A 15,438-nucleotide genomic window follows, 5' to 3' on the forward strand; every position below is an offset into this window, starting at 1 on the left:
GGTGACTCAGACGCCGAGGGCGGGGAAGACCACGGCGTCGATGAACTCACCGAGGAAGGCCCGGTCGACGGACCGGTCCTCGATGAGGGGGAGCGCGATGAAGGCCCCGATGAGCATGTGCGGTACGAAATCCAGGGCCGGACAGTCCGGGGCGATCTCACCCCGGTCGACGGCCCGCAGGAGCATCACCTGGAGTCCGGTGATCTCCGGGTCGATCAGCAGCTCCCGCAGAGCCTGGTGGAGTTCCGGGCTCGTGTGGACGGCATGGGCCAGGCCCCGGATCAGGGCGGTGTCCTTGGCCATCTGCGCGTCGTCGGAGTGCTGGACCATGAGTCCGAAGTCCCCGCGCAGGCTGCCGGTGTCGATCTCCTCCAGGGAGACCGGCTGCGTGCAGCGCAGGGCCCGGGCGACCAGCTCGGGCTTGCTCCCCCACTGGCGGTAGAGGGTGGCCTTGCTGGACTTGGTGCGGGCGGCGACCGCGTCCATGGTCAGTGCGTCGTAGCCGACTTCGCGCAGCAGGTCGAGGACCGCTCCGTGGAGTTCGGCCTCCCGTTCGGGGGTGATGCGGCTGCGCCGCGACGAGACCTCGTCGGACACCACGGCGCCTCCCTTCGAACGAAACCGTTTCGTACTTCACGTCGTACAAGGACGACGATACCCCCGGCGCGAGCGAAACGAAACCGTTCCGTTTCGCTTTCTGGGTGGCGTGGATCACCTGTACGAGTTGCCGGGCCCCCCTGGCGCGGAAAGCATTGTGGGGTGAGCCACGACCTCGCATACCTCCGTTTCCCGCACCTCCACGGCGACCTGCTGTGCTTCGCCGCCGAGGACGACCTGTGGATCGCACCGCTGGTCCCCGAGGGGCAGAGCCCCGGCCGGGCCTGGCGGATCACCGTCGACCGCACCCGCATCGGCCACCCCCGCTTCTCCCCCGACGGCCGCCACATCGCCTACACCACCTGGCGCAGCCTCGACCCCGAGGTCCACCTCGCCCCCGTCGAAGGCGGCCCGGCCCGCCGGCTCACCTACTGGGGCGCCACCGACACCCGGGTCTGCGGCTGGACCCCGCCCGACAAGGACGGCCACAGCGACATCCTGGCCGTCTCCTCGCACGGGCAGCCGTTCTCCCACTTCGCGTGGGCCTACAGGCTGCCCACCGACGGCTCCCCCGGCGGCAAACTCCCCTGGGGCCCGGTCTCGGACATCGCCGTGCACGAGGAGGAGCACGACGGCGACGGCCCCGGCGAGCGGCGCACCCTGCTGCTGACCGGCAAGCCCCCGCACGAGCCCGCCGCCTGGAAGCGCTACCGCGGCGGCGCCACCGGACGGCTCTGGCTGCACGGCAAGCGGCTGCTGGAGGACATCGGCGGCCACCTCGACGCGCCCATGTTCGTCGCCGGCCGGATCGCCTTTCTCTGCGACCACGAGGGCATCGGCAACCTGTACTCCTGCCTGCCCGACGGCACCGACCTGCGCCGCCACACCGACCACGAGGAGTTCTACGCCCGGCACGCCTCCAGCGACGGCTCCCGGGTCGTCTACCAGTGCGCCGGGGAGCTCTGGCTCGTCGAGTCGCTGGCCCCCGGCTCCGCCCCGCGCAGGCTCGACGTGCGCCTGGCCGGCCCGCGGGCGGGCCGGCGCACCTACCAGGTGCCGGCCGGCAGCCACGTCGACTCGCTGTCCGTCGACACCACCGGCCGGGCCAGCGCCGTCGTCGTGCGCGGCAGCCTGTACTGGCTCACCCACCGCGACGGGCCCGCCCGGACGATCGCCGACACCCCGGGCGTACGGGTGCGGCAGCCCGAGATGCTCGGCACGGGCGGGCAGGTCGCGTACGTCACGGACGCGGAGGGCGAGGACGCGGTCGAGATCGCCTACCTGCCGCGGGCGTCCGGCGACCGGGAGCCGCGCCGGCTGGCCTCCGGGCAGCTGGGCCGCGTACTGGAGATGGTGGCCGACCCGGCCGGGGAGCGGCTCGCGATCGCCTCCCAGGACGGCCGGCTGCTGCTCGTCGACGCGACGGAGGACTCGGCCGGCGAGGTCACCGAGCTGATCCGGTCCGTCAACGGGCCCGTCACCGACCTGGCGTTCTCCCCGGACGGGTCGTTCCTGACCTGGTCGCACCCGGGCGTCGGGCACGCGCTGCGGCAGATCAAGATGGCCCGGATCTTCGGTCCCGGCGCGCGGAACATCGTGGACGTCACCAGCGGCCGCTTCGTGGACGAGAACCCGGTCTTCACCCGCGACGGCCGCTACCTGGCCTTCCTGTCGTGGCGCGGCTTCGACCCGGTCTACGACGTGCACACCGGCGACCTGTCCTTCCCGCTGGGCTGCCGCCCGTACCTGGTGCCGCTGTCCTCGGCGACCCCCTCGCCCTTCGCGTTCACCCCCGACGGCCGCCCCGCGGCGGGCGGTCTCGACCCGGTGGAGGGGGAGACCGGCGAGGAGGGCGACGGCTCGGTGACCGTGGAGGTGGAGGGCCTGGAGAGCCGCGTCACCCCGTTCCCGGTGACGGCGTCCAAGTACTCGGCCCTGTACCCGGTGCACGGCGGCGGCCTGGTGTGGCTGCGCTGGCCCATCTCGGGCGCGCTCGGCGAGACCTTCGCCAACCCCGCCGACACCAGCGGCAAGCCCACCCTGGAGCACTTCGACATCACCAAGGCGCGCAAGACGGAACTGGCCTCCGGACTGGACTGGTTCGCGGTCAGCGGCGACGGCACCCGGCTCGTCCTCAACGACGACGGCGACCTGCGGGCCGTCCCGGCCACCGAGGCCGGCGACGGCGACTCCACCGTATACCTGGACCTGCGGCGCATCCACCACGAGGCGGACCCGGCGGCCGAGTGGCGGCAGGCCTTCGAGGAGGCCGGCCGGCTGATCCGCGCCTACTTCTGGGAGCCGGACATGTGCGGCATCGACTGGGACGGCGTGCTGCGCCAGTACCGGCCGCTCGTCGAACGGGTCGCCTCCCCCGACGAGTTCGCGGACCTGCTGCGCGAGGTCCTCGGCGAGCTCGGCACCTCGCACGCGTACGTCTCCCCCGCCCGCCGCAACGAGGGCCCGCCGCACTACCAGCGGCCCATCGGACTGCTCGGCGCCGACCTCGTGCCCCGCGACGGGGGCTGGGTCGTCCGGCGGATCCTGCCCGGCGAGTCCTCCGACTCCAAGGCCCGCTCCCCGCTGGCCGGCAGCGGCATCCGGGAGGGCGCGGTGCTCACCCACGTCGACGGGCGCCCGGTCGACCCGGTCACCGGGCCCTACCCGCTGCTGGCGGCGGCCGGCGGCACCACCGTCGAGCTGACCTTCACGCCGGCGGAAGGCGAGGGCGCGGCCCGCCGGGTGGCGGTGGTCCCGCTGATCGACGACCGGCCGCTGCGCTACCAGCACTGGGTGTCCAAGCGCCGCGCCGTGGTCCGCGAGGTCAGCGGCGGCAAGTGCGGCTACCTGCACATCCCCGACATGGGCGGCTCGGGCTGGGCGCAGTTCAACCGGGACCTCAGGATGGAGATGTCCCGGCCCGCGCTGATCGTGGACGTACGCGGCAACGCGGGCGGGCACATCAGCGAGCTGGTGGTGGAGAAGCTCACCCGCTCGATCCTGGGCTGGGACCTCACCCGCAACGCCCAGCCGGTGAGCTACGCCTCCAACGCGCCCCGCGGCCCGATCGTGGCGCTGGCCGACGAGGCCACCTCCTCCGACGGCGACATGATCACGGCGGCCTTCAAACTGCTGGGCCTGGGCCCGGTCGTCGGCCAGCGCACCTGGGGCGGCGTCGTCGGCATGACCGGCCGGCACACCCTGGGCGACGGCACGGTCATCACGGTGCCCATGAACGCCGCCTGGTTCCCGGAGTACGGCTGGTCGGTGGAGAACCACGGCGTGGAGCCGGACTTCGCGATCCTGCGGACCCCGCTGGACTGGGCGGAGGGACGCCACGGGGAGCTCGACGACGCCGTGCACCTGGCGCTGGAGCTCCTGGAGCAGGAGCCGGCCGCGGTACCGCCGGGCTACGAGGACGTCCCCGACCTGCGGCGGCCGAAGCTGCCGCCGCGCTGAGCGGGTACCGCGCCCCGCAAGGGGCGCGGGGAACTGCGCGACCAGCCCCCGCCGGCCCGCGGTTTCATGACCGGACGTCCAGCGGAGCGCTGGGGCCGGGTCGCGGGGTCCGGGGCCGCCGGGCGGCCCCGGACGGCGGTCCGGGCGTCAGGCCGGCGTACTGCCGCCGCGCTCCCGCTCGTCGGCGGCTCCGCCGGCCCCGACGAGCCCCTTGGAGACGCCGGCCAGCCGCGGCTCGAACCGCTGCATGTCCCGCCGGCCGCCGACCGCGATCAGCCCCGGCAGCCAGCCCCGTACGCCCTGCATGCCGCGCAGCCACCCCTGGGCGTACACGTGCGCCGAGCGCCGCTCGATCCCGGCGACGATCCGGTCCACGGCCGGGCCCAGCGGGTAGGTGCGGTTCGCCGGCCACGGCAGCCGCTGCCGCAGCTCCCGCATCACGTCGTCCCGGTCGGCGCCGCGCACCATGTCGGTGTCGGTCCAGGACAGGTAGCCGACGCCCACCCCGACGCCCTTGTGGGCGACCTCGGCCCGCAGGCAGTGGGCGAAGGCCTCGACCCCGGACTTGGAGGCGCAGTACGCGGTCATCATCGGCGCCGGGGTGATCGCGGCGAGCGAGGCGATCTGGAGGAAGTAGCCGCGGCTTTCGGTGAGGACGGGGAGGAAGGCCCGGCCCGTGACGGCGCTGCCGATCAGGTTGACCTCGATCACGCGGCGCCAGGCGTCGGGGTCGGAGTCGGCGAACGGGCCGCCCGCGGCCACCCCCGCGTTGGCGACGACGATGTCGGCCTTGCCGAAGCGCTGCTTGACCTCCTGCGCCACCCGGGCCATGGCCTCGTGGTCGGTGACGTCGGCGTGCCAGTGGTCGCTGTCGGTGTGCAGGCGCTCGGAGACCTCCTTGAGGGCCTCCGGCTCCAGTCCCACCAGCGCGATCCGCGCGCCGCGCGCGGACAGTTTGCGGGCGAGCAGCTCGCCGACGCCGCGGGCGGCGCCGGTGACGACGGCGACCTGGCCTTCCAGACTCCTGCGCGGGCTCACGGCGTCTTCTCCTTCGCGGGGGTGCCGGTGTCGGTGGCGGGCGTGCCGGTGCCGGTGTCACTGGCGGGGGCGCCGGTGGCGGGGGCTGGTGTGCCGGCGCCGAGGTACGCGGCGGTCAGCTCGCGCACCGCGCCCGCGACGGCCTCGGGGGCCTCGATCGGGGTCATGTGCCCCATCCCGGTCAGCTCGGTCAGCCCGACGCAGTGCGGCAGCGCGGCGGCGATGCGCCGGGCGTGCACGATCGGGGCCAGCCGGTCGGCCGTGCCGCCGAGGACAGCGGTGGGGGCGGTGAGGGCGGCCAGGTTGGCGTCCACGTCGAGCTCGGCCAGGACCTGCGACCAGGCGTGGCGGACCGGGGTGGGGCAGGCGTGCACGATCCGGGCGCAGGCCTCGACCCTGTCGGGCGCCGAACCGGGGCCCATGGTGGCGTACTTGAGCACGCGTTTGGCGGGCGGGGTGACCGGGCCGAGCGGCGCACGGGAGCCGAGGAGCGCGCGGGTCAGCCGGGTCCGCAGGGGTCCGGGGCGCAGCGGCACCACGAGCGCCTCGGCGGCCAGCCGGGAGCTGCCGGTGCTGCACAGCAGGACGGCGGCGGCGTGCTCGGCGAGTTCGGGCCGCCCGGCGGCGGCCATGATCGTCATGCCGCCCATGGAGTGCCCGGCCAGCACGGCCCGCTCGCCGGGGGCGAGGACGGCCCGCAGCACGGCGGCCAGGTCGTCGGCGAGGGCGGTGGTGGAGTAGCCGGAGGCGGCGGGGCTGCGGCCGTGGCCGCGCTGGTCGTAGGCGATGACCCGGTGGTCGGCCGCGAGGTCGCGGATCTGGGCGGCCCAGAAGGCGGTGGAGCAGGTCCAGCCGTGGGCGAGCACGACGGGCGGCGCGTCCGGCTCGCCGTGCTCCTCCACGTGCAGCCGCGCCCCGTCGGCGGATACGGCGACCAGTTCGCGGCGGGCGGCGGGCGGCGCGTACCGGCCGCCGGCGACGTGCGTCAGGCGGCTCACGCGGCACCCTCCTCGGCGGAGGCGGAGGCGGAGGCGGAGGCGGCAGCCGTCTCGGCAGCAGCGGCGGCCGGGACGGGGACCGGGACCCGTCCGGGCCCGGGCTCCCGGAGGCGGACGACCTCGTACTCGCTCAGGTCCACGGTCCGCGTCAGCCTGCGGAACTCCCCCGTGGTGCCCGGCCAGACGGTGGTGTTGCGGCCCTGCGCGTCCAGGTACCAGCTGGTGCAGCCGCCGGTGTTCCACACGGTCCGCTCCATCCGGGTCTGGATCTGCCGGTTCCAGCGGTTCACGGCCGAGGGCCGGGCCGCGAGGGCGACGCGTCCGCCGAGGACGTTCAGCTGGCGCAGGTAGTCGGCCAGGTAGTTCAGCTGCGACTCGATCATCAGGATCATCGAGCTGTTCCCGAGCCCGGTGTTCGGCCCGATGATCGTCATCCAGTTCGGGAAGCCGGCGGCGGTCGTGCCGCGCAGCGCCTGCATCCCGTCCTTCCAGTGGTCCGCGAGGGTGCGCCCCTCCGCGCCCACCACGCGGTCCGCGATCGGCAGGTCCGTGATGTGGAAGCCGGTGCCGAAGACGATCGCGTCGGCTTCGGTCTCGGTGCCGTCGGCGGCGACGAGGACGCTGCCCCGGATCTCCTTCAGCCCGGAGGCGACCAGGTCCACGTTGGGGCGGGCGAGCGCCGGGTAGTAGTCGCTGGAGAGCAGGATCCGCTTGCAGCCGATCCGGTACGAGGGCGTCAGCTCGGCCAGCAGCGCCGGGTCCTTGATCGAGCGCGCCATGTTGGCCTTGGCCAGGGACTCGATCAGTCCGAGCTGGTTCGGCCGCTTGGTGAAGGCGCTGACCTGGAGCTCCCGGATCCCCCACAGCAGCCCGCGGCGCGCGGCCCCGGTGAACGGCAGCTGCCGGTGCAGCCAGCGCTCGGCGGCGCTGATGGCCCGGTCGGTGCGGGGCAGCACCCACGGCGGGGTGCGCTGGAAGAGGGTGAGCCGCTCCACGTCGGGCGCGACGGCCGGGACGATCTGGATGGCGGAGGCGCCGGTGCCGACCACGGCGACCCGCTTGCCGCGCAGGTCGTAGCCGTGGTCCCAGCGCGCGGAGTGGAAGACGGTGCCGGGGAACCCGGCGAGCCCGGGGATCTCGGGCATCTTCGGGTCGGACAGCGCACCGGTCGCGGAGACGACGACGTCGGCGGTGAGCGCGCCGGCGGACGTCTCGAGCTCCCAGCGCAGCTCGGCGTTGTCCCAGCGGGCCGTCAGCAGCTCTGCGTTCAGCCGGATGTGCGGGCGCAGCCCGAAGGTGTCGGCGACGTGCTCCAGGTACGCCCGGATGTGCGGCTGGCCCGAGAAGGTCCGCGGCCAGTCGGGGTTGGGCGCGAAGGAGAACGAGTACAGGTGGGACGGCACGTCGCAGGCGCAGCCCGGATAGCTGTTGTCCCGCCAGGTCCCGCCGACGGAGTCGGCCCGCTCCAGTACGACGAAGTCCGTGATCCCCTCGCGGCGCAGCCGGACGGCCGCCCCGAGCCCGCCGAAGCCGGACCCGATCACCGCCACCCGGACATGCTCGCGCCGCTGCGCGCGGCTCTCCTGTCCGTGCCCGCCCTCGTGCCTGTCCGTGCCGCCCATGCCGCCTCCCAGCCGCCCCAACACACCATCGCGCCACGCTGCCAGCAATCACTGGCACAATCGGGAGGGTAGAGCAGCTCCGTACTGCTGGGTAGGGGTCGCACCCGGAAAGTTGCTGCCGGTACGCCATAGGCTTCGGCTGTGGCAGACACGGGAAGGGGGACGACGGTGCGCGAATACCGCACGGAGGAGCTGGCCGAGGCCGCCGGCATCCCCGTCCGCACTCTGCGCTTCTACCGCGAGCGCAAACTCCTGCCGCCGCCGCGCCGCGAGGGCCGGATCGCCTGGTACGACGACCACCACCTGGCCCGGCTGCGCACCATCGCCGCCCTCCTCGAACGCGGCCACACCCTCGGCGGCATCGCCGAGCTCACCGCCGCCTTCGAGAGCGGCCGCGACGTCGGCCAGCTCGGCGAGCTGCTCGGCATCGGCTGGTCCGAGGAGACCCCCGTACGCCTGACCCCGGAGGCGCTGGCCGACTACTTCGAGGGCGAGGTCACCCCGGAGAACCTGGCGGCCTCCCTCGACCTCGGCTACGTGGCCACCGACGGCGACGAGATCGTCCACGTCAGCCGCCGCCTGCTGGACGTCTCCTCGGCCCTGGTGCGCGAGGGCGTCCCGCTCGCCGCCGTCCTGGAGACCGGGCGCCGGGTCCGCGAGCACGCCGACGCCCTGGCGGCGCTGTTCGCCGGGCTGATCACGGAGCACCTGGGCAAGGGGGACAAGGAGGGCGAGGAGGCGGTCACCCGCCTGCGGCCGCTGGCCAAGAGCGTGGTCGAGGCCGAGCTCTCCATGGCCATGGACCGCCTCCTGGCCGCGGCGTCCGCTCCGGCACGGCCCGAGGCGGCGGAGGGTCCGCAGGCTCAGACACCGGCCTCGTAGACGACGGTCACCGGCGCGTGGTCGGACCACCGCTCCGGATGCGTCCCGGCCCGCTCCACGAACGCCTTCACGGCCCGCGCCGCCAGCCCCGGTGTCGCGACCTGGAGGTCGATCCGCCAGCCGGAGTCGTTGTCGAAGGCCCGCCCCCGGTAGGACCACCAGGAGTACGGCCCCTCCGCGTCGGGGTTCAGCTCCCGTACGACGTCCACGTAGCCGGCCTCGGAGTAGACCTTGCCGAGCCACTCCCGCTCCTCGGGGAGGAAGCCGGCGCTCTTGCGGTTGGTCCGCCAGTTCTTCAGGTCCGCTTCCCGGTGGCAGATGTTCCAGTCGCCGCACACGACGACCTCGCGCCCGTCGGCCGCGGCCTTCTCCTTCAGGGCCGCCAGGTAGGGCAGGAACTCGTCCATGAACCGGTACTTCTCGTCCTGCTTCTCGGTCCCGGCCTCCCCGGAGGGCAGGTAGAGGCTGGCGACGACCACGCCGGGCAGGTCGACCTCCAGGTACCGCCCGGAGCCGTCGAACTCGTCGCTCCCGAACCCGACCTGCACCCGCTCGGGCTCCCGCCGCGCGTACACGGCGACCCCGGCCCGCCCCTTGGCGGCGGACGGCGCGAAGACGGTGTGCCAGCCCTCGGGCTCGCGCACCTCGTCCGGGATCTGCGCCTCCTCCGCCCGTACCTCCTGCAGGCACACGACGTCCGCCTCCGAGTCGGCCAGCCACGGGGTGAAGCCCTTCTTGGCGGCGGCCCGGATCCCATTCACATTCACGGAGGTCACGGTGAGCATCCCAGCACCATAGCCGGACCCTTCCGTACGATGTCCTGATGTCTCACGGGATAGACCTGCACGCGGTGCCGTACGACCACCCGGACGCGATCAGGCTCAACGACCAGGTACAGCTCGAATACCAGCTGCGGTACGACGGCGACGGCGACGCCACGTACCTCGACCCGGCGATGTTCCTCCCGCCGCGGGGCCTGTACCTCGTGGCGTACGACACGTCGGGAACGCCGGTGGCCACCGGCGGCTGGCGCACCCAGGACGAGAACGACGACGGCTACTCGGACGGCGACGCCGAGCTGAAGCGCATGTACGTCGTCCCCGAGGCCCGCGGCCTCGGCCTCGCCCGCCGGATCCTGGCGGAGCTGGAGGCCGACGCCCGCGCGGCCGGCCGCACCCGCATGGTCCTGGAGACCGGTGACAAGCAGCCGGAGGCCATCGCCCTCTACCTCTCCTCGGGCTACGCCATGACGGAGAAGTTCGGCTACTACCGCGACTACGCGTCCAGCCGCTGCATGGCCAAGCCCCTCACCTGACGGCCCGCCGCATTCCAGGATCCCGCCCGGCCGACGACCGGGCGGGATCCTCTGCGATGCCCTCCGACGGACGGAGAGAAATCCCGTGCTCCACCGCTCCCACCGCACCGCCCGCGCCGCGGCGGCCCTCGCCGTGCTCGGCGGCTCGCTGACCGCCTGCGGCTCGGACGCCTTCGAACGCTGCGTCCCGGTGGCCGCCGCCTCGGCGACCGACGGCGAACTCGCCGGCACCTACGTGGGCTCCCGCGACGCCGAGGGCGTCCGCCTCACCCTCACCCCCACCCCCGGCGAACCCACCGGCGGCACCCTCACCGCGGAGAACTGGCCCACCGGGAACCACCGGGGCCCCCGGCCGGGCAAGCCCTTCACCGGCTCCGGCACCTGGCAGGTGGAGAACGGCCGCTCGCCCCGGGACAGGGCCGTGCTCCGGCTGGAGTTCGACGACCAGGCCGAGGCCGTCCCGAGCGATACCCTCGACCGGCTCTCCATAGGCATCGACGCGAAGCGGGTCTTCCTCTACCACGACTTCGACCCCGACACCTGTCCGTCGTTCCGCCTGAAACTCCGCCGGCACTGACCCCGACCCGACCACTCCACCGGCCTTCGGCTGCTCACTGGCCCCCATCCGCCGAGATTCCCCGCCCCGGCCGGCGACGGTCGACACGAGCAGCTGACGGTCCAGCACCACTCAACGGGCTCACGCACGTCCCACGGCAGTCCCGGCATTCCCCACGCACCTGAACCACCCCGAGAACCTGGCCGCGGCTCCGCCGGACAACCGCCAAGGCCCTTCCCACGTCGGACACCGCCTCGAAAACGCCCCGGAAACGCCGATATCCCGCCCAGCCTTTCGGCTGAACGGGATCTCGTGACGATTCCCGGTAGCTATCCGAGAACTGTCGTTTGTGGACCTGTGGGGATTTGAACCCCAGACCCCCTCGATGCGAACGAGGTGCGCTACCAGACTGCGCCACAGGCCCTTGCGACGTGTGAAACATTAGCATCCCCGCGTCGCTGCACCAAAATCCCTTCCCTGAGCGGCCTCGTGGCGGTCATTCGTTGGCCGCGCGGGGGCGGTCGTCGCTCTCGTACTGGTCGAACAGCGGCGTGCGGCCGCGGTCGCGGCCGCGCGGACGGGCGGCCTGCTGGGGCGCGGCGGCGTCCGGCTTGGCCGGGGCCGCGGGCTGGGCGCGCAGGCGGGGGTCGGTCGGCTCGGCCGTGCTGGAGCGGGAGGCGCTCCAGGCGTCCGGGACCGCCGGGCCGGTGGCGCGCGGGGCGACCGGGGCCGTCACGTAGGTGGGCAGCGGGACGGGGACCGGCTCCCAGCTGTCGCCGCGCCCGGGGCCGCGTTCGCGCTGCTGGTCCACCCACTCGGCGTGGTCGGTCTGCTCGACCAGGGCGCGCCGTCCGGCCTCCTGCGGGGAGACCGGCGGTGCGGGCTCCGGTTCGGCGCCCGGGGCCTCCTCGGTCTCGCGGCGGCCCGGGCGGCTCTCGCGCAGCCGGCGGGCGGCCGCCTCGGCGCGCCGGCGGTCCATGGTGAACTCGTAGCGCCGCCGCTCCTGGGCGCGCAGGTACGCGATGTACGCGCTCAGCAGGACGGCCGGCAGGCCCGGGGCCCACAGGTACGCGACGCCGCCGACGGCGGCGACGACGGCGCCCAGCGTGAACACCAGGAAGAGGAGCGCGGTGGTGCGCCGGCGCCGGGCGAGCACCTGGAGGCGCTGCTGGCGCCGCTGCCGCTCCGCCACGGCCTGCCGCTCCATCGCGGCCGACCTCGGTTCCGTCCTGGTTGCGGGCAGGCCGACGGGCCGGGCGTCGGCGTCCACGGAATTCACCGTTTCCGTCGCGGCGTCCGGATCCGCCAGGTACTGGGGTTCCGCCTCCTGGTCGGCGCGCTCACGCAGCCCCTTGGCGTAACGGCGCTCCATTCCCGCCCGGCCGGAAAGCAGCCGGATGGCGGTGGAGAAGCGTTCCGTCGGACGGGCCTCGTTCAGCTCGTCCTGCCTCCGGAGCCACATGGGCACCAAGTAGGCGGCCCAGGCCCCCACGATGACTGCGTAGATGAGGCCGCTGCTGCTCACACCTCACACCGTAGAGGGATACGGCCGGGGGGATCCGCCAATTGGGCCGGTGTGTCGCACGAACCGGCTGATATCACCGACTTTTTTTGTGACTCTTCGGATCAGGATATGGGCGAATCGGAACCCGGCCCCAGGAATTCGAACGCATATTCGGATTCGTTTTCCCGGCGACGCGCGCCGTTTATGGCGCGCCCACGTCCGGCCCCCGGTCCCGCGTGCGGTGCCAGCGGGACACCAGGCCCTCCGGGACCTCCTCCGCCGTCAGCGCGTACACCAGGTGGTCGCGCCACGCCCCGTCGATGTGCAGGTAGCGCGGCCGCAGCCCCTCCTCGCGGAAGCCCAGCTTCTCCACCACGCGCCGGCTCGGCCCGTTCTCCGGCCGGATGCAGACCTCGATCCGGTGCAGCCCGACCCGCGCGAAGCAGTGGTCCACCGCAAGCGCCACGGCGGTGGGCATCACTCCGCGCCCCGCCACCTCGCGGTCCACCCAGTAGCCGATGTGGCCCGCGCACATGGAGCCCCAGGTGATCCCGGCGACCGTCAGCTGGCCGACCAGCCGCCCCCGGTACTCGATGACGAACGGCAGCATCCGCCCCGCGTTCGCCTCGGCCCGCAGATGGCGGACCATCTGCCGGTAGGTCGGGCGCCGGACCACCGGCCCCCAGGGCGCGGGCGGCGGAATCGTGGCCTCCCACGGCCGGAGCCATTCGCGGTTGCGCCGGTTCACCTCGCGCCAGGCGCTCTGGTCCCGCATCTTTATCGGCCGCAGGGTGACGTCGCCGTCCGTGAGCGCCACCGGCCAGGTGGGTCCGTTCAGCTCGGGCTCCCCGACGGTGCCGGGTGGTCGCCGCCCCGGATCTGGTCCACGGCGTGCGGGAGGATCCGCGCCAGGACCGCAAGGCCGTCGCGGACGCCTCCGGTGGAGCCGGGCAGGTTGACGATCAGGGTGCGGCCGGCCACGCCCGCGCGCCCCCGGGACAGGGCCGCGGTCGGCACCTTCGCCAGGCCCTCGGCCCGGATGGCCTCCGGGATGCCCGGGACCTCGTAGTCCAGCACCCGCGCCGTGACGTCCGGGGTGCGGTCGGTCGGCGAGATGCCGGTGCCGCCGGTGGTGAGGATGACGTCGTACCCGGCGGCCACGCCCTCGCGCAGCGCCTGCTCCACGGGGTCGCCGTCCGGGACGACGCGCGGGCCGTCCACGGTGAAGCCGAGCGCCAGCAGCCCCTCGACCAGCAGGGGGCCGCCCTTGTCGGCGTACACGCCGGCCGAGGCGCGGTTGGAGGCGGTGACCACCAGGCCGCGCGCCTGCCGGGCGCCCGCCGCGGCGGGCGGCACGGGCCCCGCGCCGGAACCCGCAGTCGCACCGGCACCGGCGGCCGGGTCGCCGCCCGCGCCGTGGGCGTGGCTGAAGGCGTCGCCGCCGCGCGGGGCGTTCACGCGCGGGTCCAGTCGCCGGACTTGCCGCCGGTCTTCTCCTCCACCCGGATGTCCGTGATGACGGCGCCCTTGTCGACGGCCTTGACCATGTCGACGACGGTGAGCCCGGCGACCGCGACGGCGGTCAGCGCCTCCATCTCCACGCCCGTCCGGTCGGCGGTCTTGACGGTGGCGAGGATCTCGACGGCGTCGTCGGCGACCGACAGGTCCACCTTCACCCCGGAGACGGCCAGCGGATGGCAGAGCGGGATCAGGTCGGGGGTCTTCTTCGCGCCCATGATCCCGGCGATCCGCGCCGTGGCGAGGGCATCGCCCTTGGGCACGCCCTCGCCCCGCAGCAGCTCGATCACCTGGGGGGAGACGAGCACGCGCCCGCTGGCGCGCGCCGTCCGCGTCGTGACGTCCTTCTCCGAGACGTCCACCATCCGGGCCGCTCCGGCCTCGTCGATGTGGGTCAGCCTGCTCTGCGTGTTCATGGGTCCGTGCCGCTCCCGCTCCCGGGCCCCGAGGGGCCTGTGTGGTGCAACACGCTACCCGCACCTGCCGGGACAGGGGCGCGCCGGGGGAACGGCTCCGGGCGCCCCGTCGACTCCGGGCGCCCCGCCGACTCCGGGCGCCCCGCCGGGCGTGCGGCCTCAGCCGAGCGGGATCACGTCCAGCTCGCTGCCGGGCTGCACGGAGGTGACGTCCTCCGGTACGACCATCAGCGCGTCGGCATGGGCCAGTGCGGCGATCAGGTGCGAGCCGGATCCGCCGACCGGGCTGACCGTGCCGCTGTCCGCGTCGTACGCGCCGCGCAGGAACTGGCGGCGGCCGGCCGGGGAGCCGAGCGCCTTGTCGGCCTTCAGGACCGCGCGCACGCTCGGCCGGCTGACGTCCGGCAGGCCCATGAGCGCGCGGATCACGGGCCGTACGAACAGTTCGAAGGAGACGTACGAGGACACCGGGTTGCCGGGCAGGGCCAGCAGCGGGGTGTGGTCGGGGCCGATGGTGCCGAAGCCCTGCGGCTTGCCCGGCTGCATCGCGAGCTTGCGGAAGTCCATCCGGCCGGCGTCCGGCTCGTCGGGGGCGGCGCCGATCGAGGACAGGGCCTCCTTGACCACGTCGTACGCGCCGACGCTGACGCCGCCCGTGGTGACCAGCAGGTCGGCGCGGACCAGCTGCTCCTCGATGGCGGCCTTCAGGGTCTCGGCGTCGTCGGCGACGGCCCCGACCCGGTAGGCGATGGCCCCGGCGTCCCGGGCGGCGGCGGCCAGGGCGAAGCTGTTCGAGTCGTAGATGGCGCCCGCTGCCAGGGCCTCGCCGGGCTGGACCAGCTCGCTGCCGGTGGACATCACGACCACGCGCGGGCGCGGCCGGACCCGTACGGTGGCACGCCCGATGGCGGCCAGCAGGGCGATCTGCGACGGGCCGAGCACCGTGCCCGCGGCGAGCGCGAGCTCGCCGGCCCGGACGTCGCTGCCGCGGGCGCGGACGTGCGCCCGCGCCTCGGCCGGCCGGTGCACCCGTACCTCGCCGCCCGCGCCCTCGGGGGCCGCGCTGGCCGGGGCCATCCCGGAGGCCGCGCCGCCGCCCGTGCCGCCGTCGGTCCACTCGACCGGTACGACGGCCTCCGCGCCGGGGGGAAGCGGCGCCCCGGTCATGATCCGGGCGGCCTGGCCGGGGCCGACGGCGGGCAGCTCGCCGCTGCCCGCCGCCACGTCCCCGATGACCGTCAGCACCGCGGGGAACTCCTCGCTGGCGCCCTGGACGTCGGCGGTGCGGACCGCGTACCCGTCCATCGAGCTGTTGTCGAAGGGCGGGAGGGCGACGGGCACGGTGACGTCCTCGACCAGGACACAGCCCTGGGCATCGAGCAGCTGGAGTTCGATCGGCTCCAGCGGCCGGACGGCGGCGAGTACGTCCGCGAGGTGCTCGTCCACCGACCACAGGCGCCGGTGCTCGGGGGAGCCGCCGGTGTCCTGCGGCGCCTCCGCCGCCTCTGCCGCCTGCGGCGCCTCCGCTGCCTG

General features: G+C 74.2%; 14 protein-coding genes and 1 tRNA gene. 4 read left to right on the forward strand and 11 right to left on the reverse strand.

Annotated features, from left to right (window positions below; genetic code table 11):
• Nucleotides 1-6: 6 nt before the first annotated feature.
• The gene (locus AC068A_RS23320) at nt 7-597 is read right to left on the reverse strand and encodes a TetR/AcrR family transcriptional regulator (protein ID WP_478587760.1); all 591 of its coding nucleotides are present in this window, start codon (nt 595-597) and stop codon (nt 7-9) included.
• A gap of 162 nt (nt 598-759) precedes the next feature.
• Between AC068A_RS23320 and AC068A_RS23325 the strand changes: the two genes are divergently transcribed.
• Nucleotides 760-4,056 carry a S41 family peptidase gene (locus AC068A_RS23325; protein WP_478587762.1) on the forward strand — a complete coding sequence of 1,099 codons (3,297 nt, stop codon included), beginning with the start codon at nt 760-762 and terminating at the stop codon, nt 4,054-4,056.
• Between the two features lie 147 nt (nt 4,057-4,203).
• Here the strand turns inward: AC068A_RS23325 and AC068A_RS23330 are convergent, their stop codons facing one another.
• Genes AC068A_RS23330 through AC068A_RS23340 form a run of 3 tightly spaced genes read right to left on the reverse strand, consistent with a single transcriptional unit; the run spans nt 4,204 to nt 7,714 of the window.
• Nucleotides 4,204-5,094, reverse strand: a complete 891-nt coding sequence (locus tag AC068A_RS23330; protein ID WP_478587764.1) for an SDR family oxidoreductase — start codon at nt 5,092-5,094, stop codon at nt 4,204-4,206.
• On the reverse strand, nt 5,091-6,092 hold the full coding sequence (locus tag AC068A_RS23335; RefSeq protein WP_478587766.1) for an alpha/beta fold hydrolase: 1,002 nt from the start codon (nt 6,090-6,092) through the stop codon (nt 5,091-5,093). The genes AC068A_RS23330 and AC068A_RS23335 overlap by 4 nt, the downstream gene beginning before the upstream one ends.
• Entirely contained in the window at nt 6,089-7,714 is a 1,626-nt protein-coding gene (locus tag AC068A_RS23340; RefSeq protein ID WP_478587768.1) for a flavin-containing monooxygenase, read from the reverse strand. Before AC068A_RS23340 ends, AC068A_RS23335 begins: the two co-directional genes overlap by 4 nt.
• A 141-nt stretch (nt 7,715-7,855) precedes the next feature.
• Here AC068A_RS23340 and AC068A_RS23345 point away from each other — a divergent pair, with 141 nt between their 5' ends.
• Nucleotides 7,856-8,596, forward strand: a complete 741-nt coding sequence (locus tag AC068A_RS23345; protein ID WP_478587770.1) for a MerR family transcriptional regulator — start codon at nt 7,856-7,858, stop codon at nt 8,594-8,596.
• Here the strand turns inward: AC068A_RS23345 and AC068A_RS23350 are convergent.
• Nucleotides 8,578-9,381 carry an exodeoxyribonuclease III gene (locus AC068A_RS23350; protein WP_478587772.1) on the reverse strand — a complete coding sequence of 268 codons (804 nt, stop codon included), beginning with the start codon at nt 9,379-9,381 and terminating at the stop codon, nt 8,578-8,580. The two genes, AC068A_RS23345 and AC068A_RS23350, sit on opposite strands and share 19 nt — an antisense overlap.
• A gap of 38 nt (nt 9,382-9,419) precedes the next feature.
• Here AC068A_RS23350 and AC068A_RS23355 point away from each other — a divergent pair, with 38 nt between their 5' ends.
• On the forward strand, nt 9,420-9,911 hold the full coding sequence (locus AC068A_RS23355) for a GNAT family N-acetyltransferase (RefSeq protein ID WP_478587773.1): 492 nt from the start codon (nt 9,420-9,422) through the stop codon (nt 9,909-9,911).
• An 85-nt stretch (nt 9,912-9,996) separates the two neighbouring features.
• Nucleotides 9,997-10,488, forward strand: coding sequence for a hypothetical protein (locus AC068A_RS23360; RefSeq protein ID WP_478587775.1), 492 nt, complete (start codon nt 9,997-9,999; stop codon nt 10,486-10,488).
• 329 nt (nt 10,489-10,817) lie between these two features.
• Here AC068A_RS23360 and AC068A_RS23365 read toward each other — a convergent pair.
• From AC068A_RS23365 to glp, 6 genes are all read right to left on the reverse strand, one after another.
• Nucleotides 10,818-10,891, reverse strand: a tRNA-Ala gene (locus tag AC068A_RS23365).
• Between the two features lie 72 nt (nt 10,892-10,963).
• Nucleotides 10,964-11,992, reverse strand: coding sequence for a divisome protein SepX/GlpR (gene sepX, locus AC068A_RS23370; RefSeq protein ID WP_478587777.1), 1,029 nt, complete (start codon nt 11,990-11,992; stop codon nt 10,964-10,966).
• 181 nt (nt 11,993-12,173) lie between these two features.
• Nucleotides 12,174-12,788, reverse strand: a complete 615-nt coding sequence (locus tag AC068A_RS23375; protein WP_478587778.1) for a GNAT family N-acetyltransferase — start codon at nt 12,786-12,788, stop codon at nt 12,174-12,176.
• 17 nt (nt 12,789-12,805) lie between these two features.
• Nucleotides 12,806-13,327, reverse strand: coding sequence for a MogA/MoaB family molybdenum cofactor biosynthesis protein (locus AC068A_RS23380; protein ID WP_478587812.1), 522 nt, complete (start codon nt 13,325-13,327; stop codon nt 12,806-12,808).
• A gap of 98 nt (nt 13,328-13,425) precedes the next feature.
• Nucleotides 13,426-13,905 (reverse strand): cyclic pyranopterin monophosphate synthase MoaC, encoded by a 480-nt coding sequence (gene moaC / locus AC068A_RS23385; RefSeq protein ID WP_478587780.1) that lies wholly within the window; start codon nt 13,903-13,905, stop codon nt 13,426-13,428.
• A 159-nt stretch (nt 13,906-14,064) separates the two neighbouring features.
• A complete protein-coding gene (gene glp, locus AC068A_RS23390) occupies nt 14,065-15,360 on the reverse strand; it encodes a molybdotransferase-like divisome protein Glp (RefSeq protein ID WP_478587814.1) in 1,296 nt (431 codons plus the stop codon).
• Nucleotides 15,361-15,438: the final 78 nt, after the last annotated feature.

The sequence above is a fragment of the Streptomyces sp. NPDC043854 genome, from assembly GCF_056436005.1.